The sequence below is a fragment of the Streptomyces sp. H27-H5 genome, assembly GCF_026627505.1.
Taxonomy (GTDB): Bacteria; Actinomycetota; Actinomycetes; order Streptomycetales; family Streptomycetaceae; genus Streptomyces.
Window position 1 is genome coordinate 20,390 of record NZ_JAPNLK010000009.1, and the last position, 26,308, is coordinate 46,697.

Here is a 26,308-nt window from a genome sequence, read left to right on the forward strand (position 1 = left end):
CGGCCTACTTCCGCATGATGGCGGGTTCGTGGCGCCGCAGCAGTCGGGAGACCAGTACGCCGAACAGCAGGGACAGCGCGACCAGCATCCCGAGGTTCAGCAGCCACACGCCGACGGTGTGCGCGAACAGCGGGTCGTCGGTGAGGGGGCCGGGCACGATCGCGCCCAGGTCGATGGTGCCCGCCATCGCGCCGAGCGCCCAGCGGGAGGGCACCAGCCAGGACAGCTGTTGGATCACCGGCACCCCGTCCAGTTGCAGGAGCGCCCCGCAGAAGACCACCTGGACGATGGCGAGGAGGACCAGCAGCGGCATGGTGACCTCCTCCTTCCTGACCAGGGCGGAGACCAGCAGGCCGAGCATCATGGCGGTGAACGACAACAGGGCGACGGCGATCGTGATCTCGAGCAGCGGCGGCATGAGGACGCCCTTGCCGCCGGGGGCTCCGAGGTTCACGCCGAACAGGGCGACGAGGGTCAGCACGACGGCCTGGGCCACCGTGATCGCGCCCAGGACCACCACCTTGGACATCAGGTAGGCGGAGCGTGACAGTCCCACCGCGCGTTCTCGCTGGTAGATGGTCCGTTCCTTGACCAGTTCGCGCACCGCGTTGGCGGCGCCGGTGAGCACGCCGCCCACGCACAGGATGAGCAGGGCGTTGATCGCCGTCTCCTGGGTGAGGCGGCTGCCGGCCAGGGCGCGGGCCATGGCCCCCATCACGAACGGCAGCGCGATCATGATGGCGAGGAAGGTGCGGTCCGCGCTCAGCGCCGCCGCGTACCGCCGGATCAGGGTGGAGAGCTGGGAGCCCCAGCTCTGCGCCTTGGGCGGAGGGGCGACGAAACCGGCCGGTCCGGGCCTGCCGGCCGCGGCCGGGGGCCGGGCGGCGGCCCCGCGCACGTACCTGCGGTGCAGGGGGGATGCCGCGTACTCGGCGGCCCAGTCGCGGTCCCGTTCGTTCTCGAAGGCTTCGAAGGCCTCGGGCCACTGCTCGTAGCCGAAGAAGGCGAGGGTCTCGTCGGGCGGCCCGAAGTAGGCGACGCGCCCGCCCGGGGCGAGGACGAGCAACCGGTCGCAGACGTCGAGGCTGAGCACGCTGTGGGTGACGACGATGACGGTGCGGCCGTCGTCGGCGAGGTCGCGCAGCATGTGCATCACGGAGCGGTCCATCCCGGGGTCGAGGCCGGAGGTGGGTTCGTCGAGGAAGAGCAGGGAGGGTTTGGTCAGCAGTTCCAGGGCGACGGACACCCGTTTGCGCTGGCCGCCGGAGAGGCTGTGGATGGACTGGTCGGCGCGCTGCCCGAGGCCGAGCTCGCCGATCACCTCGTCCACCCGCGCCTGGCGTTCCGCCTTCTCGGTGTCCTGCGGGAAGCGGAGTTCGGCGGCGTAGGTCAGGGCGCGGCGCACGGTGAGTTGGGCGTGCAGGATGTCGTCCTGCGGCACGAGGCCGATGCGGCTGCGGAGTTCGGCGTAGTCGCGGTAGAGGTCGCGTCCGTCGTACAGGACGGTGCCCTGGTCGGCGGGGCGCAGGCCGGTGAGGGCTCCCAGCAGGGTGGACTTGCCGGCGCCGCTGGGGCCGACGACGGCGAGCAGGCATTTGGCGCCGACGGGGAAGGAGACGTGGTCGAGCAGGACCTTGCGGCCGTGGTCGACCGCGACGGAGAGGTCCTGGACGTCGAGGGAGACCTCTCCGGTGTCCACGTACTCCTGGAGCTGATCGCCGACCAGGCAGAAGGCGGTGTGGCCGATGCCGACGATGTCGCCCTCGGCGATGGGCGCGCGCTCGACGCGGGCGCCGTTGAGGTAGGTGCCGTTGTGGCTGGTGAGGTCGACGATCTCGTACGTGCCGTCCGCGAGCGCCCGCAGCTCGGCGTGGCGCCGGGAGACGACGAGGTCGTCGACGACGAGGTCGTTGTCCGAGGCCCGCCCGATGCGTACCTCGGTCCGCGCGGGCAGCGGGCGGACCGAGGTCGGCCGGGCGAAGGTGCCGGTCAGCCCGGGGTGCGACACGGAGGACGGTCGTGAGGTCCCGCCGGCGGAGCCGGTGGACGCCACGTACGCCGATGGCCACGCGGGGGTGGCGGACGGCTCGGGGGTCACGGGGGCAGCCGGGGCGGGCGGGGCCGGCGCGGGGGCGGATGACGCGGACGGGGCCGGCGCGGGGGTCGCCGCCGGCTCGGCGGACGGCCTGGCGGACGGCTCGGCGGCCTCGGCGGACGGCTCGGCGGGCTTGGCGGACGGCTCGGCGGGCTCGGCGGACGGCTCGGCGGGCTTGGCGGACGGCTCGGGGCCGAGCAGGAGGGCGCGCGGGCCGTCGTCGACGCTGCCGAAGCGCAGTTCGCTGCCGGCGCCGACGTTCCAGGCGTGGATGCGGTGGCCGTCGGCCCAGGTGCCGTTGGTGCTGTTCTCGTCCTCGACGGTCCAGTGGTCGCCCTCGGCGCGCAGCACGGCGTGGTGCCAGGAGACGCGGGCGTCGTCGAGGCAGATCTCGCAGAGCGGGTCCCGACCGACGTGATAGGTCCGGACCGGGCTCATCGCGGTGGAGCCACCGGGCGTTTCCAGAACGAGTTCGGGTGCGGTCGGCACACCGGGGCGCTGGACCATGGTCAGATTTTCCCACGATCCGACCAGCTCGGCATAACCGCAGGTCAGAGCCCTCTTAAGGGTAATGACAACGGTCCCCGTTGCAGCCTTTGCCCATCTTCGAAAGGTGCGCTTGACTTCACGCGTCGGAACCGAACAAACGGGGGACGCCATGACCGGGCACGACCACGCGAAGGATCACACCCACGGCCACGGCGGCCACGGCCACGGCGGTCACAGTCACGGGGTCGACCCGAACGCCGACCGCCGCTGGCTGGGAATCGCCCTCGCGCTGATCGCGGGCTTCATGGCCGTCGAGGTGGTCATCGGCGTCATGGCCCACTCCCTGGCGTTGATCTCCGACGCCGCGCACATGCTGACGGACGCCGTCTCGATCGTCCTCGCGCTGATCGCGATGCGGCTCGCCGCCCGGCCGGCACGCGGCGGGTTCACGTACGGCCTCAAGCGCGCCGAGATACTCTCCGCCCAGGCCAACGGCCTGACCCTGCTCCTGCTTGCCGTGTGGTTGGCGTACGAGGCGGTGCGCAGGCTGCTCGACCCGCCGCCGGTGGAGGGCGGGCTCGTCCTGGTGACGGCGCTCGCGGGGATCGTCGTGAACGTGGCGGCGGCCTGGTGCATCTCGAAGGCGAACCGCTCCTCCCTGGCGGTCGAGGGCGCCTACCAGCACGTGCTGAACGACCTGTTCGCCTTCATCGGCACCGCCGTGGCCGGTCTGATCGTGCTCACCACCGGATTCGTGCAGGCCGACGCGATCGCCTCGCTCGTGGTGGTGGCGTTGATGGTCAAGGCGGGCTACGGGCTGGTCCGCGAGTCCGGTCGGATCTTCCTGGAGGCCGCCCCGGCCGACACGGACCCGGACGCGGTCGGCGACCGGCTCGTCGGGCATCCGCCGGTGACCGAGGTCCACGACCTGCACATCTGGACCATCACCTCGGGTCAGGCGGCGCTCTCCGCGCACGTCCTGGTGGAACCGGCGGGCGACTGCCACGCCGTGCGCCGCGATCTGGAGGGGCTGCTGGAGAAGGAGTACGGGATCACGCACACCACGCTCCAGGTGGACCACGTGCAGGACGAGCTGCTCTCGGTCGGGCGGCGGCCGGGTGATGTTCCGGCGGGCGACGCGCACTGCGCGGACGCGCACGGTCCGGTCCACCGCGAGGGTCCGCACGACCACTGACGGCCCGGTGGTGCCGATGCCCCTTCCGCGGGGCATGGATACCGGCATGGCACAGAAACGCAGCGCCGGACTGCTCCTCTTCCGACGGGCCGGCGAAGAGGAGACCGACATCGAGGTCCTGCTCGGGCACATGGGCGGACCGCTGTGGGACCGGCGCGGCGACGCCGGTACCTGGGCGATCCCCAAGGGCGAGTACGGCCCGGAGGAGACCCCGCTCGACGCGGCCCGCCGGGAGTTCACGGAGGAGATCGGCCTGCCGCCCCCGGAGGGCCCGTACCTGCCCCTGGGCGAGAGCCGGATGCCGAGCGGGAAGCTGGTGACGATCTGGGCGGTGCGGGCGGACCTGGATCCGGCCCTCATGGTGCCCGGGACCTTCAGCATGGAGTGGCCGCCGCACTCGGGACGGATCGGTGAGTTCCCGGAACTGGACACGGTGGCCTGGTTCACTCCGGCGGTGGCCGAATCCAGGTTGCTTCCCGGCCAAGTGGCGTTCCTGGAGCGGCTGTTGGTGCTCCTGAAGGGTTGACCCGACCTTGACTTGCCAACAAACCCCACCTGCGTGGACATTGCACATATGACGAGCCTCGTGCTGGTGGGGACCCTGGACACCAAGGGTGTGGAGTACGGCTGGTTGCGCGAGAGGCTGCTGCGCGCCGGCGTCGAGGTGGTGCTGGTCGACACGGGGATCATGGACGAGCCCCGGGTGCCGGCGGACGTGTCGCGCGAGGCGGTCGCGCGGGCCGCGGGAACGGAACTCGCGGACCTGCGCGCCGCCGCCGACCGGGGGTCGGCCGTCACCGCGATGGCCGCCGGGGCGGAGGCGACCCTCCTGCGCCTGCACGCCGAGGGGCGGCTGCACGGGGTGCTCGCGATCGGCGGCAGTGGCGGGACGTCCATCGCGACCCGGGCCATGCGGGCGCTCCCGCTGGGCGTTCCGAAGGTGATGGTCTCCTCGATGGCGTCCGGGGACGTCGCCCCGTACGTCGGATCCTCGGACATCACCATGATGTACAGCGTCGTGGACATAGCGGGGATCAACAGCGTCTCCGCTCCCGTGCTCGCGAACGCCGTGGAGGCGGTCGCCGCGATGTCCGGGGGCTTCGTCCGCTCCTCCCGGGAGCTCGGCCCGGCCCGGCCGGCCGCGGGTGGGCGGCCGCTGATAGCGGCGAGCATGGCCGGCGTGACCACGATCGGCGTGGACGCGGCCCGGGAGCGACTGACCGAGCTGGGCTACGAGGTGCTCGTCTTCCACGTCAGCGGCACGGGCGGCCGGACCCTGGAGAAGCTGGCCGGTCAGGGGATCTTCGCCGGCGTGCTGGACCTCACCCTGAGCGAGCTGGCCGACGACCTGTGCGGGGGCATCCTCACGGCGGGCCCCGACCGGCTGAGCGCGGCCGGTCGTGCCGGGATTCCGCAGGTGGTGAGCCTGGGCGCACTGGACATGGTGAAGTTCGGCCCGTTGGAGAGCCTGCCCGAACGGGCCCGGTACCGGCGGGTGCGCGTGCACAATCCCTCGATCACGGTGATCCGTACGACCGTGTCCGAGTGCGCCGAGCTGGGCCGGCGGGTCGCGGCCAAGCTGCGGTCGGCCACCGGCCCCACGGCGGTGTGCGTCCCCTTGCGCGGACTGTCCACGCTCGGGGCGCCGGGTGGCCCCTACCATGACCCCCGTGCGGACGGGGCGCTGTTCTCGGCTCTGCGCGAGGGATTGCGGGGCAGTGCCGCCCGGCTGTACGACTACGACACCCACATCAACGACCCGGCGTTCGGCCGGGACGCGGCCGACCGACTGCACGCCATGATCGGCGCGGAGCGGGCGGCGGCCTGACACCCGTTCGAGACACCCCGCGAGGTTGGGAACCGGCCGTGGCGGAAACCGTGTCCCTGGTGGTGGCCGGTCGGGGGACGACCGCAACCGGGCGCGACGACGCCAGGGACGGGGGGAACGATGAACGAGGTGTGGACCGTACCCGGGTACACCCAGGTCCGGGAGCTCGGTGCGGGCGGCAGCGGCCGCGTGGTTCTCGCCGTGCACGAGGCGACGGGCACCGCGGTCGCGGTGAAGTACCTAGGCGACCGGCTGCGCGAGGACCCCGCGTTCGTCCGCGAGTTCCGCGCGGAGGCGCGGCTGCTGGGCGGGCTGCGCTCGCCGTACGTGGTCGGACTGTACGAGTACGTGGAGGCGCCCGGCGGCGCCGCGATCGTGATGGAACTGGTCGACGGGATCTCCCTGCGCGCGCTGCTGAAGCAGTCCGGCCGGGCGGACGCCGAGGCCGCGCTGGTGGTGCTGAAGGGGTCCCTGCTGGGCCTGGCCGCGGCGCACCGGGCGGGGGTGGTCCACCGGGACTACAAGCCGGAGAACGTGCTGGTCTCGGCGGACGGTTCGTCGAAGCTGGTGGACTTCGGGATCGCGGCGGGCCGCGGCAGCACGCCCGGCGTGGCGGGCACGCCCGCGTACATGGCCCCCGAGCAGTGGCAGGGACGGCCGGCCTCCCCCGCGGCCGACGTGTACGCGGCGACGGCGACGTTCTTCGAGTGCCTCACGGGCCGCAAGCCCTTCGACGGGACCAACTTCGCGGAGCTGGCGGTCCAGCACATCGAGGCGCCCGTACCGGAGACGGAGGCCCCGGAGCCGGTGCGTCCGCTGATCCGGCGCGGTCTGGCCAAGGAGCCCGAGCGACGGCCGGAGAACGCCGAGGCGTTCGTCGCGGAGTTGGAGGGCGTGGCGCTGGCCGCGTACGGGCCCGACTGGGAGGAGCGCGGGCAGCGCAAACTGGCGGCGCTGGCCGCGCTGCTGCCCTTGCTGTTCCCCTCGGCGGGGGCGCCGGCCGCCGGTACCACCGCGCTGGCGACGACCGCCCTGAAGCCGCCGACGAGCCTGCTGCCGGGTCGGCGGGGAGCGCTCGCGGCGGGCGCGGTGCTGGTGGTGGGGGCGCTGCTGATGTTCACGTACGACGCGGTCGGCGGCGAGCCGGACGGCGCGGCGGCGCTGAGCGCGTTCGCGACGACCAGTCCGGGTGCGCCGGCGGCCTCGCCGGCCCCCGGTCCGAGCCCGTCGGGCCCCCCTTCGGCGTCGGTGTCGCCGTCCGCGAGTCCCTCGGCGTCCACGTCGCCGTCCGCCTCGCCCTCGACGTCCACGAGCCCCGGCGCGAGCGTCACCCCGACGCCGACCCCCACGCCGACCGTGACCGAGCCGACCCCGACGCCCACTCCCACCCCCACTCCGACCCCCACACCGACGCCGACGCCGACTCCGGTGGTCGTCTCGGGGGTGTCCGTCACCCTGTCCGCCGCCCCGAGCGCCGGTCGGGCGACCGTGTCCCTGGACGTGCGGGGCGGACCGGCGACGGTGACCATCGAGTGGTTCCGCGGCGACAGCCCGGGCGACCTGCGCTCCGCGGACGGCGCGGACTCCGTCGCCGTCGAGGCCGGGACGGGCCCGGTGACGCGGAGCCACGCCCTCGCTCGGGTCGGCGGCTGCTACTTGAGCGCTCGTGTCACCACCAAGCCGACGTCCGGCAGGACGGCCGTCGACTCGATCTTCATCCCCAGGTGTCAGGAGGTGCCGCGATGAGCGAGGCCCGGGCTCCCGAGGGAGACGACTACAGCGCCACCGTCCTTGGCAGCCACTGGTTCAGCGGCCCTCCCGGGGACCCCGCCGACGAACCGGCGACGCGGCGGCTCGACGGAGCGCCCGACTCCGACCCGGACACGCGGCGCCTCGACGACCCGGACACGAAACGGTTCGACACCCCGCAGACCACCCCCGGAGCGGTGCCCGACCGGATCGAGGGCTCCGTCCTGCGGTTCGGGCCCGGGGTGACGGCGGCCGTGCCCGCCCCGTTCCCCGTGATCGTCGGGACCGCGGTGGGCGCCCCGCGCCGCCGCGGGGGGCAGTGGCGTCGGTACACCCTGGCCGTCGTGGTGCTGGCCGCGGTGCTCGCGTACCTGGGGTGGCAGCGCTTCGGGCCGGCCGTCGAGGTCCGGGACGTGGCGGTGAGCACCGATCCGAAGGGGCCGAGCTGCGATTCCGCCGCCGACGTGGTGGCGCTCGTACGGACCAACGGGCGCCCGGGGACGCTCGCGTACCGCTGGCTCCGCAGCGACGGCACGCGCTCCCGGCAGCTCACCGAGCGGGTGCCGAGCGGCCAGCGGGAGGTCTCGCTGCATCTGCTGTGGACGTTCCAGGGCGCGGGAACCTACCCCGCGCGGGCCGAGATCGAGCTGCTGTCGCCCGCGCGGCACACGGCCTCGGTGGAGTTCACGTACCGCTGCCGTTCCTAGACGACGCGGGGAGGACCGCGGCCGCTTCGGGGAGCGACCGCGGGTCGACGCCCCGACAGGACCTAGAACCGCGCGTGCGCGGTGATGTCCGCCGCGAACTCCCCCGTCATCGCCGGGGTCACCGAGGGCCGGCACTGGGCGATCGCCGCGAGGAGGTCCTCGGTGCTCGCGCCGAGCTGCGCCGCGGACGCGCCCCGGGTGCCCACGCCTTCCAGGTCCCGTTCGAAGGACGTCTGCGCGGCCGTCCGGGCCGCGTGCTCGATGTCCGCCGGGGTGAACAGGTCGCTCGCCTCCACCAGGGCCGCCACGTCGACGTCCGTCCGACCGGCCGTGTGGCGCGACCACATCGCGGCGCGGGCCCCGGCGTCGGGGGTGCCGATGGGGATCAGGTAGTCGAAGCGGCCGGGGCGCAGGAAGGCCGGGTCGAGGGAGCGGACGGAGTTGGTCGCGCAGACCAGCAGCCGTTCGTCGCCCTCCCGGAAGCCCGGTATCAGCTTGAGGAGTTCGTTGGTCACCCCGTGGATGCCGCCGGGCTGCGCGGGCTCGGTGCGTACGGGGGCGATCTCCTCGACCTCGTCGATGAAGACGAGGACGCGTTCGAGTTCGCCGATGCGGGCGAAGGCGTCGCGCAGCGCGGCGGCGAGGTTCCCCTCGTCCGCGAGGCGGGAGGGCAGCAGTTCCACGAAGGGCCAGCCGAGCCGGGAGGCGATGGCGCGGGCGAAGGTGGTCTTGCCGGTGCCGGGGGGCCCGAAGAGGGCGATGGCGCGCGGCGGCCGTACCCCGTGCGCGGCGGCCCGTTCGGGTTCGGCGAGCGGCAGCACCACGCGGCGCTCGATGAGGTCCTTCTCCTTCTCCATGCCGGCGACCTTGGTCCACAGGTCGTTCGGCAGGAACCGACCGCCGAGGTCGTCGAGGAGTCCGGCGGCCGGTCCGTGCAGCGGCTCGGTCTTCTCGAAGTAGGCGACGGCGGGCTGGCGGGTGTAGCCGGCGTTGAGCAGGCCTTCGCCGAGCAGGTCCTCCTCGGGCAGGACGTAGGCGATCCGGCCGACGCGGGCGGCGATGAGGCGGCGTTCCAGTTCGACGAGGAGGGCGCTGGCCAGGCCCCGGCCGCGCCAGCCGGCGGCGATCGCGATCCGCATCACCCAGGCCCGCTCTCCGGTGACGCAGGCGAGGGCCGCGCCGATGGGGACGCCCTGGTGGACGGCGACCACGCAGGGCTGCCGGTCGGTGAGGGCGCTGATGCACTCGGCGAGCGAGAAGACCGATTCCTGGCCGAGTTCGGCCGTGGTGTCGATCAGATGCACCACCGCTGCGAGATCGCTCTCGCGGTAGTCGTGGATGAGCCAGTTCACCGGGTACCGCCCCTCGTTTCGTGCTCCTGCGGCGAGGCTAGGGGCGGTCGGGCCCGGCGATCACGCTCCGTCGTGCACAACAGGCGTACGGGAAACCCTCCGTGTCGTCCATAGACCGGGTACGTGCGTCGTCGGAGCGGGCGCGTGCGCCGTCGCTTCCCACCGAGGTCCCGGTTTCCTTCATGGCTTCGCACAGGCGCGGCGGCCGCGCGGGCCGGCCGGGGGGTCAGTGCGTGTGGGAGTCCAGCCAGCCGAGCGAGGTGCGGGCCAGGTCCGGCCAGCCGTGGTCGACGGTGAGGGAGTGGCCCCGGTCCTCGAAGCACTGGTACTCGGTGGTGGCGCGGGAGTCCCGGTACTGCTTGTAGGTGGAGCGGGTCAGCACGTCCGGGACGGTGTGGTCGAGGCGGCCGGACAGCAGGAGCAGCGGGCCGCGGGTCTCGTTGTCGGTGTTCACCCGGGCGGCGGAGTGCGGGACGAAATTGCCGAGCGCCAACTGGAACAGGGGGCGGGCCGGGCTCGGGATCGTCCACTCGTCGTACAGCTCGGCGGACTCGCGCTCGGAGACCGCGTTGGCGAAGCCGTAGCGGAACTGTTCGGTGTTCAGCGACACGGCGTGCTTGATGTTCACGGGGTCGCGCAGGAAGGCGAAGGTCGATTTCGCCTGCGCCGGGGCGATGGCCTTCACCCCTTTGATCTGGCCGGGGCATACGGCCACGGCCGCCGATCCCAGGCCTTGGCCGAGCAGGTGCTGGGCGATGAACCCGCCCACCGAGTGTCCGACGAGCACCGGCGCGGTGGGCAGCTCGCGGATGACCCGGGCGTGCGCCTCGGAGATCTCGGCCAGCCCGACCCCGGCCTGGTCGCCGGGGCGCCGGCGGGCCTCGGTGACGGTGGCGGGGACCCCGGGCCACTCGGGGAGGATCGGTTCGAAGCCCGCGTCGAGGAAGGCTTCGGCCCAGCCCTGCCAGCTCGTGGAGTGCAACCAGAGCCCGTGGATGAACACCACGGGCGTGCGGTGCGGTGTGGTCATGGCGGGACACCTCCTGGGACCCCCGGCGCCTCTGCCAGTCTCGCCCCGGCCGGGAGGGGACGCCTGCGGAGCCCGCTTCGACCGCCGGCGGATCCGGCCGCCGGAGCGTCGGGGGTCCTCGTCGGGGGCCGGGGTCCTGCGCGCGGGATCGCCGAGGAGCCCGGATCCTGGATGGACCCGGATCGCCGCGCGACCGGGCTTCGCGAGGTGGTTTCGTCCGGGTCCGGCATTCACAGCGGATTCATATGGAATTCCGTGCTCCGGACACAGTGTCGAAGGGCAGGCTCGGAACATGATCCATCGCGTGCTTCCCCGACAGACCGGCCGCGCCCGTGCCCGGCGGGCGCCCCGGATCGTGCTCGCGCTGGCCGCCATGGGCGCGCTGCTGGGCATCGACCTGCCCGACGCGGCGGTCCTGCCGCCCGAGGGGGTCACGGCGCAGGCCGTCCCCGACCGGACGGCGGACCGGGTGGGCGCGCTGTTCGCGGGCGGGTTGGAGGGCGGGCACTTCTGCACCGCGGCCGTGGTGCGCAGCGCCGGCCGCGATGTGATCGCCACCGCCGCGCACTGCCTGGACCATCCGGAGTCCACCGTGTTCGCACCGGGCTACCGCGACGGGCGTGCCCCGTTCGGCGTATGGAAGCTGACCGATGTGCACGTGGCCCCGGGCTGGACGAACGACGAGGACCCGGACGAGGACATAGCCTTCGCCTCGGTCGTGCCGACGGACGGGGGAACGGCGGCGATCGAGGACGTGGTGGGCGGGTTCCCGGTGGCGGCCGAACAGCCGGACGACGTGGCGGTGACCATCGTCGGCTATCCCAGCACCGAGGACGCGCCGCTGCGCTGCGCCAACGACACCTCGCTGTTCTCCGACACGCAGCGCCGCATCGACTGCCCGGACCTCAGCGGCGGCACCAGCGGCAGCCCGTGGCTGGCGAACGGCGCGCTGGCGGGGGTGCTCGGCGGCCACGAGGGCGGTGGCACGGTGCCGGACGTGTCCTACAGCGCCGTGGTGGGAGACCAGGCGCTGGAGCTGTACCGGGAGGCTGCGGTCCCGGCGGGCTGACCGGTCCTCGACCCGCGCCCGGCAGGGGGTGCGGTCCCGTGCGGCGCGCGGTCCCCCCGCTCCGTCACTCGTCGCCCACCTCGTGCGCGGGCCCGCTCGACGCGGCCGTCAGCGCCTCGGAGGGGGCTGCGAACCAGGTCGGTTCGTCGGTCAGGGCCCGGTGGATGCGGTCCAGGCCGAAGTCGTCCAGCGGGGGCAGCGCGTCCAACGCGAACCAGGCCACTTCCAGCGACTCGTTGTCGTTGGCCCGGGCCTCGCCGCCGGTGGCCCGGCAGCGGAAGGTGATGTCCTGGAACTGGCAGACGTCCCCGTTCGGGTACACGATCGGCTGGAGCATCTGGACCAGGACGACCCGTTCGGGAACGCAGTGCACGGCCGTCTCCTCGAAGACCTCCCGCACCGCCGTCTCCGCCGGCTGCTCGTCGGGCTCGGCGATGCCGCCGATCACGGCCCACTGGCCGGTGTCGGCCCGGCGGCCCAGCAGCACCCGGCCCCGGTCGTCGAAGACGATCGCGGTGACCCCGGGGAGCAGGAGCAGCTGGTGCCCGGCGGTGGCCCGGATCGCGCGGATGAAATCAGGTGTGGTCATGACTCGACCCTACGAGGCTCCGCGCCCGGCGATCGACCCTCACACCGCCCGGCGGGCCCGGATCCGGCGGACCAGGACCCAGCCGAGGCCGGTCGCGGCGAGCAGGAGCAGGACGTACTCGGTCAGCGGCCCGAGGCGGGTGGCCGGGGTCTGGGTGGAGCGCAGCGGGATCTTCTCCACCAGCGCGTCGGCGGTGAACATCTTCGTCTGGCGGACGACCGATCCGTCGGGGCGGATGACGGCGCTGACGCCGCTGGTGACGGGGACGAGCACGGTACGGCTGTGCTCGACGGCGCGGACGCGGTCCATGGCGAGCTGCTGGTAGGTCATCTCGGAGCGGCCGAAGGTGGCGTTGTTGCTCGGTACGGCGATGACCTGCGCTCCGGCGCGGACGGTGGAGCGGACGGCGTCGTCGAAGGCGGCCTCGTAGCAGGTGACCATGCCGACCCGGCTGCCCGCCATGTCGAAGACGCCGGGGTCCTTGCCGGGGCCGAAGTCGCGGCGGACGCGGTCCACGTCCTTGCTGAAGATCCGGATGACGGAGCGCATGGGCATGCGCTCGCCGAAGGGTTGGATCTTGCGCTTGTCGTAGGTCTGGGTGGGGCCCTTGGCCGGGTCCCAGAGGATCATCGTGTTGCGCAGGGGGCCGGTCGGCGGCGCCAGGACGGAGCCGATCGCGACGGGGACGCCGATGCGCTTGACGGCGTCGTCGATGACGTCGTGGGCGTCGCGCTCGGCGTAGGGGTCGATGTCGGAGGAGTTCTCCGGCCAGACCACGAAGTCGGGCTGCTCGGCGCGGCCCGCCTTGACGTCGTCGGCGAGCCGCAGCGTGCGGTTGGCGTGGTTGTCCAGGACGGCGCGGCGCTGGGAGTTGAAGTCGAAGCCGGCGCGGGGGACGTTGCCCTGGATGACGGCGGCCACCGAGGTGCCGTCCTCGGCCGCGTCCGACACGAGCGGGCGGGCCGCGAGGGCCGCGCCGATCGGCGCGACGACGGCGAGGAGGGCGAGGGCCACCGTGGTGCGGCGGGGGTCGTGGCGGGCGACGCGCGCGACCTCGTACAGGCCGAATCCGCACAGGGCGACCGCGAGGGACAGCAGCGGGGTGCCGCCGAGCGCGGCGAGCGGGAGGAAGAACCCGTCGGCCTGGCCGAAGGCGAGCTTGCCCCAGGAGAAGCCCCCGAAGGGGACGCGGGCCCGCAGGGCCTCGGCGGCGACCCAGATGGCGGCGGCCCACAACGCCCGGCCGGGGAGCTTGCCGACGAGGGCGATGCCGAGCCCGGCGAGACCGAGCAGCAGGGCTTCCAGGGTGGCGAGGGCCAGCCACGGGACGGGGCCGACCTCCTCGCCGGTCCAGGAGAGCAGCGGGACGAGGTAGCCGAGGCCGAAGAGGAAGCCGAGGCCGAAGCCGGCGCGGGCGCGGCGACCGTGCAGGCAGCCGGCCAGCAGGGCGAGGGCGAAGGGCGCCAGCCACCACAGGGGGCGGGGCGGGAAGCTCGCGTAGAGCAGCAGTCCGGCGAGGACGGCGATCAGGGAGCGCGTCTGCCAGGGAGCCTTGCGGGCACCGGCGCGTACGGTCCGCGAGAGGCGCGCGGCCGTCCACTTCCCGTCGTCGGGACCACCGGGGTTCGCGTCGGCCGCGGCCGACGCGGTGGAGGGGGAGGGATCGTTCCCGGCCGCGCGGGTGACACTGCTGCTCATCTGGCGGAGTGTACGTCCCTCCGCGCGCGAAGCGGGTGACCGGCTCAGCGGGCTCAGTGGGCCAGGGCCCGCAGGTGGGTGCGGATGACCCGGACCGCGTTCTCGGCGTCGTCGACGGTGACGGTGAACAGTTTCCCGTCGCCCAGGCGCAGCTCCACGCCCTCGCCGCGGCGGACGACGACGGCCGTGCCCTTGTCGGGGCGCCAGCGGTAGCCCCAGCCGCCCCACTGCTGCGGGGTGATCTGCGGCAGGAACTCGGCGGAGGTCACCTCGGACAGCGGGATGGTGCGGCGCGGCAACCCGATGTGGCCGCAGCGCACCTCCATGGCCCGGGAGTCGACGGTGACGGCCACGTGGACGAAGGCGAGGGTGCCGAAGAGGACGAGCAGGCCCACCGCGAGGCAGCCGATCACGGCCATGAGCAGGGGAATGATGCCCGCCGTCCACGCGTAGTCGACGGCGAGTTCGATGCCCAGGGCGAGGCACGCCGCACCGATGCCGGCGAGCAGCCACTGTGCGCGGTTGGAGGCGCGGCCCGTCCAGAGCGGACCCGGGGGGTGACCCGTCATGTGTAGCAGCGTACTCACGTTCCGCACGCGCGCCACCGTCCCTCCGCCGCCCGGTTCGACGGCGTCGCGCCCGGGCGGGCCGCCCGGGCGGGCTCCCGCCCGGGCGAACGCCTCAGCCGGGGAGGAGCCCCACCAGCGCGTCCCGCAGGGCCGAGTGCCTGACGGTCATGAAGCGGTGCAGGGTCCGGGAGGCGAGGGCGACGCGCTGGGCGCTGCGGCGGCGCTCGGTGTCGTGGGCGCGTGAAGAAGCGGCCGTCGCCCCAGGTCTCGCCGTACGTCCCGGTCTCGAAGCCGGCGATGCCGATCCAGGCCGCGGTGGCGAGGGAGCGCAGGGAGCGCACCCGGCTGCCGGTGCCGAAGCGGGTGGTGCGGACGACGCTGTGGATGCCGTCGGCGCCGACGACGAGGTCGGCGTCGAGCGTGGCCGGGTCGACGAGCCGGGTGCCGGACGCGATCTCCGTGTCGCCGAGTCGGAGCAGTTCGGCGTGGAGGGCGTCGAGGAGGTGGGGCCGGGCACGACCAAGAACTACTTCCCGTCCCGCGACGCGCTCCTGCGCGGCGTGGCCGCACACTGCCTGGAGCAGTACCGGAGCCGCTCGGCCGCCCTCGCCGGCGCCGTGCCCCCGGTCGACCGGGCCGGGCTCGCGGGGTTCCTCGCCGCCCTGCTGCGGGACGTGGCCGGTCCCGGACGGGCCCGCGTCCTGGCCTACCCGGAGCTCCAGGTCGAGGCCGCCCGGCGGCCCTGGCCGGCCGCGCTGCCGGCCCCGATCGGCGCCTCGGACTTCGCGGCGCACGGGCACCTGCTCGGCGCCGCCGGACTGCCGGGCGGGCCGGGGCGGGCCCGCGCCCTGACCCTCGCCCTGCACGGGTCGATCCCACACCTCCTCGCCGGGGCCCCGAACCCCCTGGCCGCCGCCGGACTCGACGACCTGGAGGGTTTCACCCGCGGCCTGCTGGACAGCATCTGCCCCGACGAACAGGAGGCCCCGTGACCGATCGGCTCGATCGTGCGGTGGGAGCGGTGCTGGGCTCGGCCGCGGGAGACGCGCTCGGCGCGCCCTTCGAGTTCGGCCCCGCCGGCGAACTGGCGGCGCGCGGGAGGGAGATGGTCGGAGGCGGCGGCTGGGATCCGGGCGAGGCGACCGACGACACGCAGATGGCGGTGCTGGTCGGCGAGTCCCTGTTGGAACACGGCGGACTCGAACTCCCCGACGTGTTCGCGAGGTTCCGGCGCTGGGCGGCCGGGCGGCCCAAGGACATCGGGCTCCAGACGGAGGACGTGCTGACGAACGGCGAATCGTGGGACCTGGCCGCCGCCCTGCACTTCCAGGTCAACTCCCGCGCGGCGGGCAACGGTTCACTGATACGCGCGGCCACCGCGGCGGTGTACTTCGCGGCCGCCGGGCGGGAGACCACCATGGACGCGGCCCGACGGATCGCGGCCCTCACGCACGGCGACCGCGCCGCCTGGGAGGGCACCGCCGTCCTGCACGAGCTCGTACGGGTGGCCCTCGACGGGGCCGATCCGCTGGCCGCGCTGCCCGCGACCCTCGACGCGGTGCACCCGGACCACCGTGAACGCTACGGGCGCGTACTCGCCCCCGACTGGCACCCGGACCTGGCCACCGAGTTCAACGGGGCCGTGTGGCCCTGCCTCGGTTCGGCGGTGTGGGCGCTGCGGACCACCTCGGGGTTCCCCGAGGCCGTACGGGCCGCGGTGAACCTGGGCGGGGACACCGACACCGTCGCGGCGGTCACCGGAGCCCTGGCCGGAGCCCGCTACGGCCAGGGGGCGATCCCGGACGCGTGGACCGGTCCCCTGCACGTGCCGATGCCCGGCTACGGGGACCGGACCCTCGACGCGGCCGGACTCCGGGACCTGGCCCGGCGACTGGCGGACGCCGGCCCGGGCGCCGAGGACCCCGACGTCGTCCCGCCGGCGACAGCGGGCCGGCCCCACTGACCCTTGCGACCTTCGGGCCGCCCGCGCGGGCGGCCCGCGATCACTGACCGACGGTCGCGCCCGACCCGGCGAACAGCCGACCCTCGGCGTAGCCGAGCACCTCGGCGGGCAGCTCCGAAGGGCGTCCGCTGAGCAGTACGGTCAGACCGCCCGTGCGCGGCAGACCCGGCTCGGGGCGGGCGCCGATGCGGCGCAGCGCCTGTCCGGCGACGGCCTCGGCGGACCCGTGGAAGACGAACCCGTTCCCGCCGGTGCGCTCGATCAGGGCGGCCCGGATGGGCGCCTCCACCAACTCGTAGTGCGTACAGCCGAGGACCACGTCCGTGACGTCGGCCGGGGTCAGCGCGGCGGCCGCGGCGACGGCGCGTACGACGGCCTCCTCGTCGGCGTACTGCACGGCGTCGGCCAGGCCGGGGCAGGGCACCTCGGTGACCGGGACACCGGCGGCGAACGCGCGGATCAGGTCGCGCTGGTACGGGCTGCCGGTGGTGGCGGGGGTGGCCCAGATGGCCACGCGACCGCCGGCGGAGGCGGCCGGCTTGATCGCGGGAACCGTGCCGATGACCGGGATCCCGGGCTCCAGCGCGGCCCGCAGGGCGGGCAGGCTGTGCACGGACGCGGTGTTGCAGGCCACGATCAGCGCGTCCGGCCGCAGCGCGGCGGCGGCCCGGGCCACGTCCAGGGCCCGCCCGGTGAGGTCGGCGGGGGTGCGCGGCCCCCACGGCATCCCGTCGGGGTCGGAGGAGAGCACCAGATCGGCGTCCGGCCGCAGCCGGCGCATCGCGGCGGCCGCCGCGAGGAGGCCGATTCCCGAGTCCATGAGCGCGATCTTCACTTGGTCACCTTAATCGACGCCCCCCGCGAACCCGACCTCCACGCCCCACGACGCCCGGCCCGCACCCGCCACGACGGCCCGGCCCGGCACGGCCCCACACCGGCCCCCGCGCCCCGTCCGGGGCGGTGGGCCGCGGCCCCGGGCCCGTGTCCACCGGGTCGCCACGCCCCGAAGTGCGCGACACGACCCGCGGGTTTCGGCACACTGCGGCCATGGGCCTCCTCCTGACCGCCGCGTACGTCTCCCTCGCCGCCTGGCTCTGGCTCACCCTCGCCCAGGGCATGTTCTGGCGCACCGACGTCCGGCTCCCCCGGCGCACCGACCCCGCGCACTGGCCGTCGGTCGCGATCGTCGTCCCGGCCCGGGACGAGGCGCGGGTGCTCCCCCGCAGCCTCCCCTCCCTGATCGCCCAGGACTATCCCGGCGCCGCCGAGATCTTCCTGGTCGACGACGGCAGCACGGACGGCACCGCCGACCTCGCCCGACGGCTGGCGGGCGAGCAGCCGGGGCTCCCGCTCACGATCGTCTCCCCCGGCGAACCCGAACCGGGGTGGACCGGCAAGCTGTGGGCCCTGCGCCACGGCATCGGCCAGGCCCGCACGGCCCGCACCGCCGAGCCGGACTACCTCCTGCTCACCGACGCCGACATCGCCCACGAGCCCGACAGCCTCCGCGAGCTCGTCGCCGCCGCGACCTCCGCGGACCTCGACCTGGTCTCGCAGATGGCCCGGCTGCGGGTGACGAGTCCGTGGGAACGCCTCGTCGTCCCCGCCTTCGTGTACTTCTTCGCGCAGCTCTACCCGTTCCGCCGGGTCAACCGCCCCGGCGCCCGGACCACCGCCGCCGCCGGGGGGTGCGTGCTGCTCCGGACCGCGACCGCCGTCCGCGCCGGCGTCCCCGACTCCATCCGGCAGGCCGTCATCGACGACGTGTCGCTCGCCCGCGCCGTGCGTGGCTGCGGCGGCAGGATCTGGTTGGGGCTGGCGGAGCGGGTGGACAGCGTGCGCCCGTACCCCGCGCTGGGCGACCTGTGGCGGATGGTCTCGCGCAGCGCGTACACCCAACTGCGGCACCAGCCGCTGCTGCTGGCCGGCGCGGTGGCGGGCCTGACCGTGGTCTACCTCGTCCCGCCCCTCGCCCTCGTCGTGGGCCTGGCCACCGCGCGGCCCGCCCCGGCATGGGCGGGCGGCCTCGCCTGGCTGCTGATGGCGGGCACCTACCTGCCCATGCTGCGCTACTACCGCCAGTCGGCGGCCTTGGCCCCGCTGCTTCCTTTCACGGCGCTGCTCTACCTCCTGATGACCGTGGACTCCGCCGTCCTGCACCACCGGGGTCGCGGGGCCGCCTGGAAGGGCCGCACCTACGCCCGTCCCACCGACGCCTGAACCGACCGGCCCCTCATCTGAAGCCGCGTCATCCGAGGTCATCGCGTTGTGACGGAACGTCAGCACCACATGGGTGCAACGCACAACCGGTCGGCACGAGTAGGAGCAAGTCGGGGCGGAAGTGGTGAATCGTGCACGTGGACGTGAAGTGAAGCCTGTGGCTCTGACCTGCGAATATGCAGGTCAGAGCGGTGTTGGCCACACCTCGCTATGGACCCGGTGAAGTCGTGGGCTTAACTTAGGTCCCATGACCTCCCCCCGCTCCACTTATGGCGGCGGTTACTACTCCGCGCCCTCCTTCCCGGACACCCCCATCTACGACTCCCTCGTCGCCGAACGCGGCACCCCGCAGATCGCGCCGATCCGTGTCCCGGCCCAGTACGACTCCCCGAGTGCCGGTTATTCGAGCGGTGGGTACCTGCCGGCCCTCCCGTCCGCCCTGCCCGCCCTGCCGCCCGCACCGCAGCAGCAGGCTCCGGCGTACGGGTACCCGTACCAGCAGCAGTCCGCACCGCAGCAGATGCCCGTGCCGTTGCAGCAGGCGCCCGCGCCGTACATCCCGCAGCAGCAGCCCGTCGCCTCCCGTCCGGTGTACGCGCAGCAGCAGCCGCAGCAGCCCCGTCCGGCCGCCGCGGGCACCGGGTACGAGGCCATGCGCCCGGCGGCCCCCAGGCCGATGCAGGCGCCCGTGCAGGCCACCTCGTACGAGGACCCGTACGGCCGCCAGTACCAGGGGCGCGGCTACTGACCGGTCCTCCCGGAGGTCGCGTGGTCAGCGCCGTACGGCGCTGACCTGGGGACGCGTGGGGGCGGCCGATAAAATGTCCTCATGCCGGCCCTGTACGTCCGCTCGCTCCACGTCCATCCCGTCAAGTCGGTGGCGGGGATTGCTCCCGACGAGGTGGCCGTGGAGCCCTGGGGTCTGTCCGCCGACCGCCGCTGGGCCGTGATCGACGTCGAGGGTTCGATCGTCACCCAACGGCAGCGGCCCCGACTGGCCTTGGCCTCGTCGCGCCCGCTCCCGGCCGGCCGGGTCGTGCTGTCGGCCCCCGGGATGGCGGACCTGACGGTGGAGGTGCCGGAGCCGGGGCCGCCGACGCCGGTCGTGCTGTTCGGCAAGAAGTTCGAGACGGTGCTCGCCGCGGAAGCGGCCGGCGACTGGTTCAGTGCCTTCCTCGGGATGCCCGTCCGGCTGGTGCACCTCGACGACCCGGCCGTCCGACGCCCGGTGGACCCGGACCACGCGCTGCCCGGCGAGACCGTGAGCCTGGCCGACGCCCATCCACTGCTGATCACCACCTCGGCTTCGCTGGACGCCCTGAACGAGCTGATCGCCCGCGGGGACCATCCCGAGGAGGGGCCGCTGCCGATGAACCGCTTCCGGCCGAGCCTCGTGGTGGCGGGTGCCGAGGCCTGGGCGGAGGACGGCTGGCGACGGATCGCCGTGGGTGACACCGCCGTGTTCCGGGGGGTGCGGGAATGCGGGCGGTGCATCGTCACGACCACCGACCAACGGACGGCGACGCGGGGCAAGGAGCCCCTCGCGACCCTGGCCCGCCACCGGCGGATCGGGAAGTCCCTCGCTTTCGGGCGGCAGGTGGCACCGGTGACACTGGGCACGGTGCGCGTGGGCGACGAGGTCCGCGTCCTGGAGTGAGCACGCCGACCACGACCGGGCCGGGGTGGTTGCGGCCGGGTGGTGGCGGCCGGGTGGTGGCGGCCGGGTGGTGGCGGCCGGGTGGTGGCGCCGGAGCAACACCTTCGAGGGGCTCGACCCGCCCCCCGGAACCAACCGGCACCGCGGAGCCGTTGAATGACTCAGGACGGGTGACACCGGGTACGGCCGGGGCACGGGGGACGTGCACCGGATCGGGTGGCCACCTGTCCGCGCGTCCCGGAATGCGCGTCCACCGGGCATGCGGGAGGCTCGGACGCGCAGACAGGCGGAGGCAAGGGGGTGCCGGACCGTGCGGACAGCAATGGGTGTGTGGCGTTGGCGGCGCAATCCGCTGCGCCGACCCACCGATCTCTTCGAGGCGTGGGTGGCGTTCGCGGCCGTGGTCTGTGTCCTGGTGGTGGCTCCGGCCGTCGGCTGGGCCACGGGCCTCCAGGTGGACGGCACCCTTCAGCGGGCCGCCCGCGAACAGCGGCAGGAGCGGCAACTGGTGCCGGCGGTGGTGCTCCGGGCGGCTCCGGAGCCGCCCGCCCGGGCGGAGAGCGATGCAGCAGCAGCCGACCGGCAGACCCCGGCACGGACTCAGGTCGTGGCCTCGTGGATCGCGCCCGACGGCACCAGCCATCAGGGGACGGTGCCGGCCGCCGAGGAACCACCGCGCCCCGGCGACCGGTTCCGGATGTGGACCGACTCCGGGGGACGGCTGGTGGGCCGCCCGCTCGACCCGTCGGCGGCGTCCTTCCACGCCACGATGGCGGGGCTGGCCGCCGCCTCGGGCCTGGCCGTGCTGGTGGAGACGGTCCGGCGTCTGGTCGTACGCCGGCTCATGCATCGGCGGTACTCGTGTCTGGACCGCGCGTGGGCGGCGGCCGGCCCGGACTGGGGCCGGGCAGGTGCGGGCAGCTGACCTGGCAACTCACCGGCCCCGCGCGCGCTACGGTGGTCCGGGTGGTTCAGCCGCTCCAAACACTTCGATCTCTTTGAGCTGCCTCGGTGACGTCAGTCGCTTCGGCAGCGCGCATACCGCGAATACGAGGGTGGGGGCACGACAGCACCATGGCTCAGGGCACGGTCCAGGTGACACACGGCGGGGCTTCGCGGTGGCGCCGCCGCTCCGGTGAGTATCCGACACTGAGCGCCGCACTCGCCGTCGCCGGCGACGGGGACGTCCTCTCCATCGGCCCCGGCACCTACCGCGAGAACCTGGTCCTGGAACACGCCGTCACACTGCGCGGCCTGGAGGGCGGGGTGGGTTCGGTACGGATCGCCCCGCTCGACGGGGTGGCGCTGACCGTGCGCGCCTCGGCCGTGATCCAGGACCTGTACCTGGAGGGCCAGGACCGGGCGGCGCCCGCGCTGCTCGTGGAGGAGGGCTCCCCCGAGCTGACCGACCTGCGCGTCAGCACCCGCTCGGCGGCCGGCATCGAGGTGCGCGGCAGCGGGGCCCGGCCGCTGGTGCGCCGCTGCACGGTGGAGAATCCCACGGGGGTCGGCATCGCCGTGCTCGACGGCGGCGGCGGGGTGTTCGAGGAGTGCGAGGTGGTGGCCGCGGGCCAGACCGGGGTGTCGGTGCGCGGGGGCGCCCGGCCGCGCCTGGAGCGCTGCCGCATCCACCACGCCACGGGTGCGGGGATCGGCGTCACGGGTGAGGGCTCCGGTCTGGAGGCGCTGGGCTGCGAGGTGTACGAGATCAAGGGCGCCGGCGTACAGGTCGCGGCACGGGCCACCGCCCGGCTCACCGACTGCGCGGTGCACCGCACCTCGGCCGACGGGGTCACCCTCGACACCGACGCGGTGCTCACGCTCGCCGACTGTGACATCCACGACATCCCGGAGAACGCGGTCGATCTGCGCTCCCGTTCGGTGCTGACGCTCAGCCGCACCACCGTGCGGCGCTTCGGTCGCAACGGCCTGTCGGTGTGGGACCCGGGGACCCGGGTGGTCGCCGAGTCCTGCGAGATCCACGACAGCACCGGCGACTATCCGGCGGTGTGGATCAGCGACGGGGCCACGGCCTCGCTGGACTCCTGCCGGGTGCACGACGTCCCGGACGCGCTGTTCGTCCTGGACCGGGGCTCCCGTGTCGACGTCGTCGACAGCGATCTCTCCCAGGTCCGCAACACCGCGGTGTCGGTGAGCGACGGGGCGACGGCGCAGTTGGACGACTGCCGGATCCGGGAGGCGGCGACCGGGGCCTGGTTCCGCGACCACGGCAGCGGCGGCACCCTCGCCAACTGCACCGTCGACTCGGTGCAGACGGGCGTGATCGTCACCAAGGGCGCCGACCCGGTGTTGGAGCGGTGCACGGTCACCTCCCCCACCGAGGCCGGGTTCTACGTGTCGGCGGGCGGCCGCGGGACCTTCACGGCCTGCCGGGTGACCGGCAGTTCCGGCTTCGGTTTCCACGTCATCGACGGCTCGCGCACCACCCTCGCCACGTGCCACACGGAGCGTTGCGCGCGCGGCGGCTACGAGTTCGCGGAGGACGGCCCGGTGACCGAGGACTGCACGAGTGACGAGTCCGGGCCTCGGCTCGCCGCCCAGTCGGCCGCGATCGGCGGGCAGGGCGGGGCGCAGGCGGGGATCCGTACCGTCGTGGCGGACCAGGGTTCGGCGGCGCGGGCGGCGGACGTGCCGCCCGCCCGGTCCGGCGAGCCGGAGGCGGAGCGGGCGACGCCGGCCCGCGGGTCGGGCGAGGTGCTGGGCCACCTCGACGCACTGGTGGGCCTGGACAGCGTCAAGCGGGAGGTGCGTGCCCTCACCGACATGATCGAGGTCGGTCGCAGACGGCAACTGGCGGGCCTCAAGGCCGCCTCGGTGCGCCGGCACCTGGTCTTCACCGGCTCCCCCGGTACGGGCAAGACGACCGTGGCCCGTCTCTACGGGGAGATCCTCGCCTCCCTCGGGGTGTTGGAGCGCGGTCACCTGGTCGAGGTGTCCCGGGTGGACCTGGTCGGCGAGCACATCGGGTCGACGGCGATCCGTACCCAGGAGGCGTTCGATCGGGCGCGCGGCGGGGTGCTGTTCATCGACGAGGCGTACGCGCTGGCCCCGGAGGACTCGGGGCGGGACTTCGGGCGCGAGGCGATCGACACGCTGGTGAAGCTGATGGAGGACCATCGGGACGCGGTGGTGGTGATCGTCGCCGGTTACACCGCCGAGATGGACCGGTTCCTGACCGTGAACCCGGGTGTGGCCTCGCGGTTCTCCCGCACCATCACCTTCGGCGACTACGGCCCCGAGGAACTGCTGCGGATCGTGGAACAGCAGGCGGAGGAGCACGAGTACCGGCTGGGCGAGGGCACCCCGAAGGCCCTGTTGGCGTACTTCGCCGACCTTCCCAAGGGGCCGGCCTTCGGCAACGGCCGTACCGCGCGGCAGACCTTCGAGGCGATGGTCGAGCGGCACGCCGGTCGGGTGGCGCAGCTCTCCGATCCGGGGACCGACGAGCTGACCCTGCTCTTCCCCGAGGACCTTCCGGTGCTGCCGGGGCCGACGACGGCGCTGCCGGCCGGGGCGCTCTGAGACGTCGGCGGTCGGCGGCGTCCGTTCGCGCGCCGGTTCACGGCGTCCGTTCGCGCGCCGGTTCACGGCGTCCGTTCAGCGGTCGAGCCGGTTTCCCGGTCTCTGCTGCGGGACGTCGGCCGCTTCCGCCCCCGTCATGGCGGCCAGGCGGGCGAGCAGTCTGTCCCGTTCGGCGGTGAACGCCGGATCGGCCTGGTAGTCGGAGTGTCCGAGGATCGGCGCGGGCAGCGGGTGGAGTTCGCTGCGCCCGTAGGCGAGCGGATCGACGAGCGGGCCCCGGTCCACGTCCTTGTCGGGGCCGGCCCCGACCGGGCCGCCGATGGGATCGGTGGCCCGCCACAGGTTGCGCCAGCAGTCCAGGTCGCGGTGGAGGGCGGTGAGGGGTCCGGGTCCGAAGTGGGCCGGGAACCAGCGTCCGTAGAGCCGGGCCAGCGGGGATCCGTACGTCAGCAGCGCGACCCGGCCGCGGACGTCCGGCGGCAACTGCCAGACGGCGGCGGCCGCGAGGACACTGCCCTGTGAGTGACCCGAGATGACCAGGCGGCCTCCGGTGAGCCCGGTCCAGGCGGTCATCCGCCAGGTCAGGTCCGGTACGGCCCGCTCGGCGTAACAGGGCGGGGCGAACGGGTGGGCGGCGCGCGGCCAGAAGGTTCCCACGTCCCACAGGATCCCTATGGTGCGACGGGCCGCCGGGTCCCGGTAGGCGCGCCGGCCCCAGGTGACGAAGAGGACGAAGCCGAAACCGATCAGCCAGGAACCGGTGTCCTGGGCGGCGCGGGCGGCGGCTTCCACGGCGGGGTGGCTGCCCCTGGCCGCCTCGCCCGGGACCTGCTCGCTGATCCAGGCCCCGGCCAGGGCGCCCGCGCCGAGCAGGAGGGTTGTCCCGGAGACGGCCGCCACGAACCAGGGCGCGGAGTCGGTGAGGGCGGCGGCCGCCCGGGCGCCGGCGATCCGGCGGCTGCGCGCCGGGTCGGCGGGCTCGTCGGGGTACTCGGCGGCGACGGTGGCGGCCAGCCGGCGCGTCGCGAGGGCCCCGCGTACGGCGAACCAGGCGGCGAGCAGGGCGACGACGAGCAGCAGGGGCGGCAGCACGGCGGCCTGCCAGGACAGCAGTACGGGCGGCCCGGGCAGGGTGGCTCCGGCCATGCCGGGGGTGTCTCCCCCGTCCAGCCAGTCGGCGACGCGTTGGGCGACGCCGCCGGACATGACCCCGCCGAGCGCGCACCCGAGCATGGCCACGGCCGGACCGCCGAGTCCCCGCAGGGCGGCCGCGGGGTCGGGGGCCGCCCGGTGGAGGCGGCGGGCCACGACGGCCAGGGCGAGGGCGCAGCAGCCCTGGCCGAGCATCAGCGCCCCGAACGCGAAGTCTCCCGGCAGCCGTCCGGTGGAGGTCCAGCCGGGTCGGGACCAGCAGGCGTACACCAGGACGGCGCCGAGCAGTCCGAGGGCGCCGCGCGGCAGCAGGGCCACGGCGGCCCGGTCGAGCCGGTGGTCGGGGCGGGCCTCGGTGCGACCGCGCCGGCAGACCACGCAGGCCACGGAGAGGGCCGTGCCGGCGAGCAGGGCCTGGAGCACCCAGCCGGCGGCTTCGAGGACGGGGGTCCCCGCGCGGCGGTCGAACGCGGCGGTGGGCACGGCGACGGCGACCGCGACGGTGAGCAGTCCGGCGGCGGTGTGGGCGGCGCGCAGCCGGGCCACGAGCCGGCGCCCGTACCAGAACCCGGGCCGGCCGAGTGCGGGGGTGTCGTCCTCGGGGTTGTCGGGCTCGGCGGCGCCGGCGGGGGGCGGCTGGGACTCGTAGGCGCTCCAGGTGCGGTTGGAGAGGTACCAGAGCAGCCCGGTCAGCGCGGCCGGGAGCAGTGCGCCGAGCGCGAGGCGGCGTCCGGGCTGCCCCCAGGGGCCGTCGGCGCGCGGGAAGGGCAGTGTGTCCGCGCAAGCGCCGGACCCCGCGCACTGCCAGGCGACCAGGTCGAGCGCGACCTCGCACGCGGCGGCGATCAGCAGCACGGTGAGGCTGAGCGCGACGAGCCGTACGAGGACTCCGTACGCGCGCACCGCGCGGGGCGAGCGGCCGGTGGCCGGCGCGGCCGGCCGGGCCCAGTGGGCGAGGTTGGCCACCATGAACGGCAGGAGCAGCAGCCACAGGGCGCGGGCGCCGTTCCCGGAGGTGAGTCGCGACCAGCAGTAGGCCTCGGGCACGGGTCGACCCACGTATCGCTCGGGGTGGGCCTCGGCGTCGGTGTCCTCGGCGCGTCGGAACACGGCGGCGGTGGAGTCCCCGGTGATCCGGACGGTGCGCGGGTCGCCGAGCAGTTCGCCGGGGGCCGCGCCGGCGACGCCGTGGACCAGCAGTTCCAGGGCGAGGGGGACGGGGGTGGCAGGGGGTCGGGACGGGGACGGTGGAGCTGGGGGGTGGTCCGGCACGGCGGCCTCCGCTCGCGGGGCGGTCTCGGCCCCTGACCAGGATCCCGCCCGGCGGACCCGCTGCCCAGGCCCCCGTTCGCGTGAAAGTTCTCCCGCCGGGGACATCTGACGGCGCGCCGGCTAGGGTGGCG

21 protein-coding genes are annotated in these 26,308 nt (G+C 74.3%); 13 read left to right on the top strand and 8 right to left on the bottom strand.

Annotation, left to right across the window (positions count from 1 at the left end):
* Positions 1–4 precede the first annotated feature (4 nt).
* A complete protein-coding gene (locus tag OTB19_RS06005; RefSeq protein ID WP_267796966.1) occupies positions 5–2,602 on the bottom strand; it encodes an FHA domain-containing protein in 2,598 nt (865 codons plus the stop codon).
* 151 nt (positions 2,603–2,753) lie between these two features.
* Here OTB19_RS06005 and OTB19_RS06010 point away from each other — a divergent pair, with 151 nt between their 5' ends.
* The 5 genes from OTB19_RS06010 (at position 2,754) to OTB19_RS06030 (ending at position 8,063) form a co-directional block, all read left to right on the top strand.
* On the top strand, positions 2,754–3,779 hold the full coding sequence (locus tag OTB19_RS06010; protein WP_267796967.1) for a cation diffusion facilitator family transporter: 1,026 nt from the start codon (positions 2,754–2,756) through the stop codon (positions 3,777–3,779).
* A gap of 46 nt (positions 3,780–3,825) precedes the next feature.
* The gene (locus OTB19_RS06015; protein ID WP_267796968.1) at positions 3,826–4,305 is read left to right on the top strand and encodes an NUDIX domain-containing protein; all 480 of its coding nucleotides are present in this window, start codon (positions 3,826–3,828) and stop codon (positions 4,303–4,305) included.
* Positions 4,306–4,353: 48 nt separating this feature from the next.
* Positions 4,354–5,607 (top strand): Tm-1-like ATP-binding domain-containing protein, encoded by a 1,254-nt coding sequence (locus OTB19_RS06020; RefSeq protein WP_267796969.1) that lies wholly within the window; start codon positions 4,354–4,356, stop codon positions 5,605–5,607.
* A gap of 120 nt (positions 5,608–5,727) precedes the next feature.
* A complete protein-coding gene (locus tag OTB19_RS06025) occupies positions 5,728–7,353 on the top strand; it encodes a serine/threonine-protein kinase (RefSeq protein ID WP_267796970.1) in 1,626 nt (541 codons plus the stop codon).
* Complete coding sequence (locus OTB19_RS06030; protein WP_267796971.1) at positions 7,350–8,063, top strand: hypothetical protein; 714 nt, start codon at positions 7,350–7,352, stop codon at positions 8,061–8,063. Before OTB19_RS06025 ends, OTB19_RS06030 begins: the two co-directional genes overlap by 4 nt.
* A gap of 62 nt (positions 8,064–8,125) precedes the next feature.
* On the opposite strand, the gene OTB19_RS06035 is transcribed toward OTB19_RS06030, so the two are convergent.
* Both OTB19_RS06035 and OTB19_RS06040 read right to left on the bottom strand, forming a co-directional pair.
* Entirely contained in the window at positions 8,126–9,415 is a 1,290-nt protein-coding gene (locus tag OTB19_RS06035) for an ATP-binding protein (protein ID WP_267796972.1), read from the bottom strand.
* 226 nt (positions 9,416–9,641) lie between these two features.
* Positions 9,642–10,445, bottom strand: coding sequence for an alpha/beta hydrolase (locus tag OTB19_RS06040; RefSeq protein ID WP_267796973.1), 804 nt, complete (start codon positions 10,443–10,445; stop codon positions 9,642–9,644).
* Between the two features lie 304 nt (positions 10,446–10,749).
* On the opposite strand from OTB19_RS06040, the gene OTB19_RS06045 reads away from it, so the two are divergent.
* Positions 10,750–11,514, top strand: coding sequence for a trypsin-like serine peptidase (locus OTB19_RS06045; protein WP_267796974.1), 765 nt, complete (start codon positions 10,750–10,752; stop codon positions 11,512–11,514).
* A gap of 64 nt (positions 11,515–11,578) precedes the next feature.
* On the opposite strand, the gene OTB19_RS06050 is transcribed toward OTB19_RS06045, so the two are convergent.
* From OTB19_RS06050 to OTB19_RS06060, 3 genes are read right to left on the bottom strand one after another with little or no spacing between them, the layout of a single operon-like run.
* Entirely contained in the window at positions 11,579–12,103 is a 525-nt protein-coding gene (locus OTB19_RS06050) for an NUDIX hydrolase (protein WP_267796975.1), read from the bottom strand.
* 39 nt (positions 12,104–12,142) lie between these two features.
* A complete protein-coding gene (gene lnt / locus OTB19_RS06055; RefSeq protein WP_267796976.1) occupies positions 12,143–13,801 on the bottom strand; it encodes an apolipoprotein N-acyltransferase in 1,659 nt (552 codons plus the stop codon).
* A gap of 53 nt (positions 13,802–13,854) precedes the next feature.
* On the bottom strand, positions 13,855–14,370 hold the full coding sequence (locus OTB19_RS06060; protein ID WP_267796977.1) for a hypothetical protein: 516 nt from the start codon (positions 14,368–14,370) through the stop codon (positions 13,855–13,857).
* A gap of 380 nt (positions 14,371–14,750) precedes the next feature.
* Between OTB19_RS06060 and OTB19_RS06065 the strand changes: the two genes are divergently transcribed.
* Positions 14,751–15,362, top strand: coding sequence for a TetR/AcrR family transcriptional regulator (locus tag OTB19_RS06065; protein ID WP_267796978.1), 612 nt, complete (start codon positions 14,751–14,753; stop codon positions 15,360–15,362).
* The gene (locus OTB19_RS06070) at positions 15,359–16,333 is read left to right on the top strand and encodes an ADP-ribosylglycohydrolase family protein (RefSeq protein WP_267796979.1); all 975 of its coding nucleotides are present in this window, start codon (positions 15,359–15,361) and stop codon (positions 16,331–16,333) included. The genes OTB19_RS06065 and OTB19_RS06070 overlap by 4 nt, the downstream gene beginning before the upstream one ends.
* A 40-nt stretch (positions 16,334–16,373) precedes the next feature.
* On the opposite strand, the gene OTB19_RS06075 is transcribed toward OTB19_RS06070, so the two are convergent.
* Complete coding sequence (locus OTB19_RS06075; protein ID WP_267796980.1) at positions 16,374–17,168, bottom strand: glutamate racemase; 795 nt, start codon at positions 17,166–17,168, stop codon at positions 16,374–16,376.
* A gap of 212 nt (positions 17,169–17,380) precedes the next feature.
* Between OTB19_RS06075 and OTB19_RS06080 the strand changes: the two genes are divergently transcribed.
* The 5 genes from OTB19_RS06080 to OTB19_RS06100 all read left to right on the top strand — a co-directional run bounded on the left by OTB19_RS06080 (position 17,381) and on the right by OTB19_RS06100 (position 23,753).
* A complete protein-coding gene (locus tag OTB19_RS06080; RefSeq protein WP_267796981.1) occupies positions 17,381–18,553 on the top strand; it encodes a glycosyltransferase in 1,173 nt (390 codons plus the stop codon).
* A 247-nt stretch (positions 18,554–18,800) separates the two neighbouring features.
* Positions 18,801–19,301 carry a DUF6643 family protein gene (locus OTB19_RS06085; RefSeq protein ID WP_267796982.1) on the top strand — a complete coding sequence of 167 codons (501 nt, stop codon included), beginning with the start codon at positions 18,801–18,803 and terminating at the stop codon, positions 19,299–19,301.
* A gap of 81 nt (positions 19,302–19,382) precedes the next feature.
* Positions 19,383–20,210: an MOSC domain-containing protein gene (locus OTB19_RS06090; protein WP_267796983.1), complete on the top strand. Its 828-nt coding sequence runs from the start codon at positions 19,383–19,385 to the stop codon at positions 20,208–20,210.
* A gap of 310 nt (positions 20,211–20,520) precedes the next feature.
* Positions 20,521–21,135, top strand: a complete 615-nt coding sequence (locus OTB19_RS06095; protein WP_267796984.1) for a hypothetical protein — start codon at positions 20,521–20,523, stop codon at positions 21,133–21,135.
* 149 nt (positions 21,136–21,284) lie between these two features.
* Complete coding sequence (locus OTB19_RS06100) at positions 21,285–23,753, top strand: right-handed parallel beta-helix repeat-containing protein (protein WP_267796985.1); 2,469 nt, start codon at positions 21,285–21,287, stop codon at positions 23,751–23,753.
* A 75-nt stretch (positions 23,754–23,828) separates the two neighbouring features.
* Here OTB19_RS06100 and OTB19_RS06105 read toward each other — a convergent pair whose 3' ends face one another.
* Positions 23,829–26,282, bottom strand: a complete 2,454-nt coding sequence (locus OTB19_RS06105; RefSeq protein ID WP_267796986.1) for a hypothetical protein — start codon at positions 26,280–26,282, stop codon at positions 23,829–23,831.
* Positions 26,283–26,308: the final 26 nt, after the last annotated feature.

Coding starts and splice junctions, on each gene's coding strand:
- lnt (WP_267796976.1), bottom strand. CDS start 13,801: ATGAGCAGCAGTGTCACCCGCGCGGCCGGGAACGATCCCTCCCCCTCC.
- OTB19_RS06025 (WP_267796970.1), top strand. CDS start 5,728: ATGAACGAGGTGTGGACCGTACCCGGGTACACCCAGGTCCGGGAGCTC.
- OTB19_RS06015 (WP_267796968.1), top strand. CDS start 3,826: ATGGCACAGAAACGCAGCGCCGGACTGCTCCTCTTCCGACGGGCCGGC.
- OTB19_RS06050 (WP_267796975.1), bottom strand. CDS start 12,103: ATGACCACACCTGATTTCATCCGCGCGATCCGGGCCACCGCCGGGCAC.
- OTB19_RS06030 (WP_267796971.1), top strand. CDS start 7,350: ATGAGCGAGGCCCGGGCTCCCGAGGGAGACGACTACAGCGCCACCGTC.
- OTB19_RS06090 (WP_267796983.1), top strand. CDS start 19,383: ATGCCGGCCCTGTACGTCCGCTCGCTCCACGTCCATCCCGTCAAGTCG.
- OTB19_RS06100 (WP_267796985.1), top strand. CDS start 21,285: ATGGCTCAGGGCACGGTCCAGGTGACACACGGCGGGGCTTCGCGGTGG.
- OTB19_RS06020 (WP_267796969.1), top strand. CDS start 4,354: ATGACGAGCCTCGTGCTGGTGGGGACCCTGGACACCAAGGGTGTGGAG.
- OTB19_RS06080 (WP_267796981.1), top strand. CDS start 17,381: ATGGGCCTCCTCCTGACCGCCGCGTACGTCTCCCTCGCCGCCTGGCTC.
- OTB19_RS06060 (WP_267796977.1), bottom strand. CDS start 14,370: ATGACGGGTCACCCCCCGGGTCCGCTCTGGACGGGCCGCGCCTCCAAC.
- OTB19_RS06105 (WP_267796986.1), bottom strand. CDS start 26,282: ATGTCCCCGGCGGGAGAACTTTCACGCGAACGGGGGCCTGGGCAGCGG.
- OTB19_RS06085 (WP_267796982.1), top strand. CDS start 18,801: ATGACCTCCCCCCGCTCCACTTATGGCGGCGGTTACTACTCCGCGCCC.
- OTB19_RS06040 (WP_267796973.1), bottom strand. CDS start 10,445: ATGACCACACCGCACCGCACGCCCGTGGTGTTCATCCACGGGCTCTGG.
- OTB19_RS06005 (WP_267796966.1), bottom strand. CDS start 2,602: ATGGTCCAGCGCCCCGGTGTGCCGACCGCACCCGAACTCGTTCTGGAA.
- OTB19_RS06010 (WP_267796967.1), top strand. CDS start 2,754: ATGACCGGGCACGACCACGCGAAGGATCACACCCACGGCCACGGCGGC.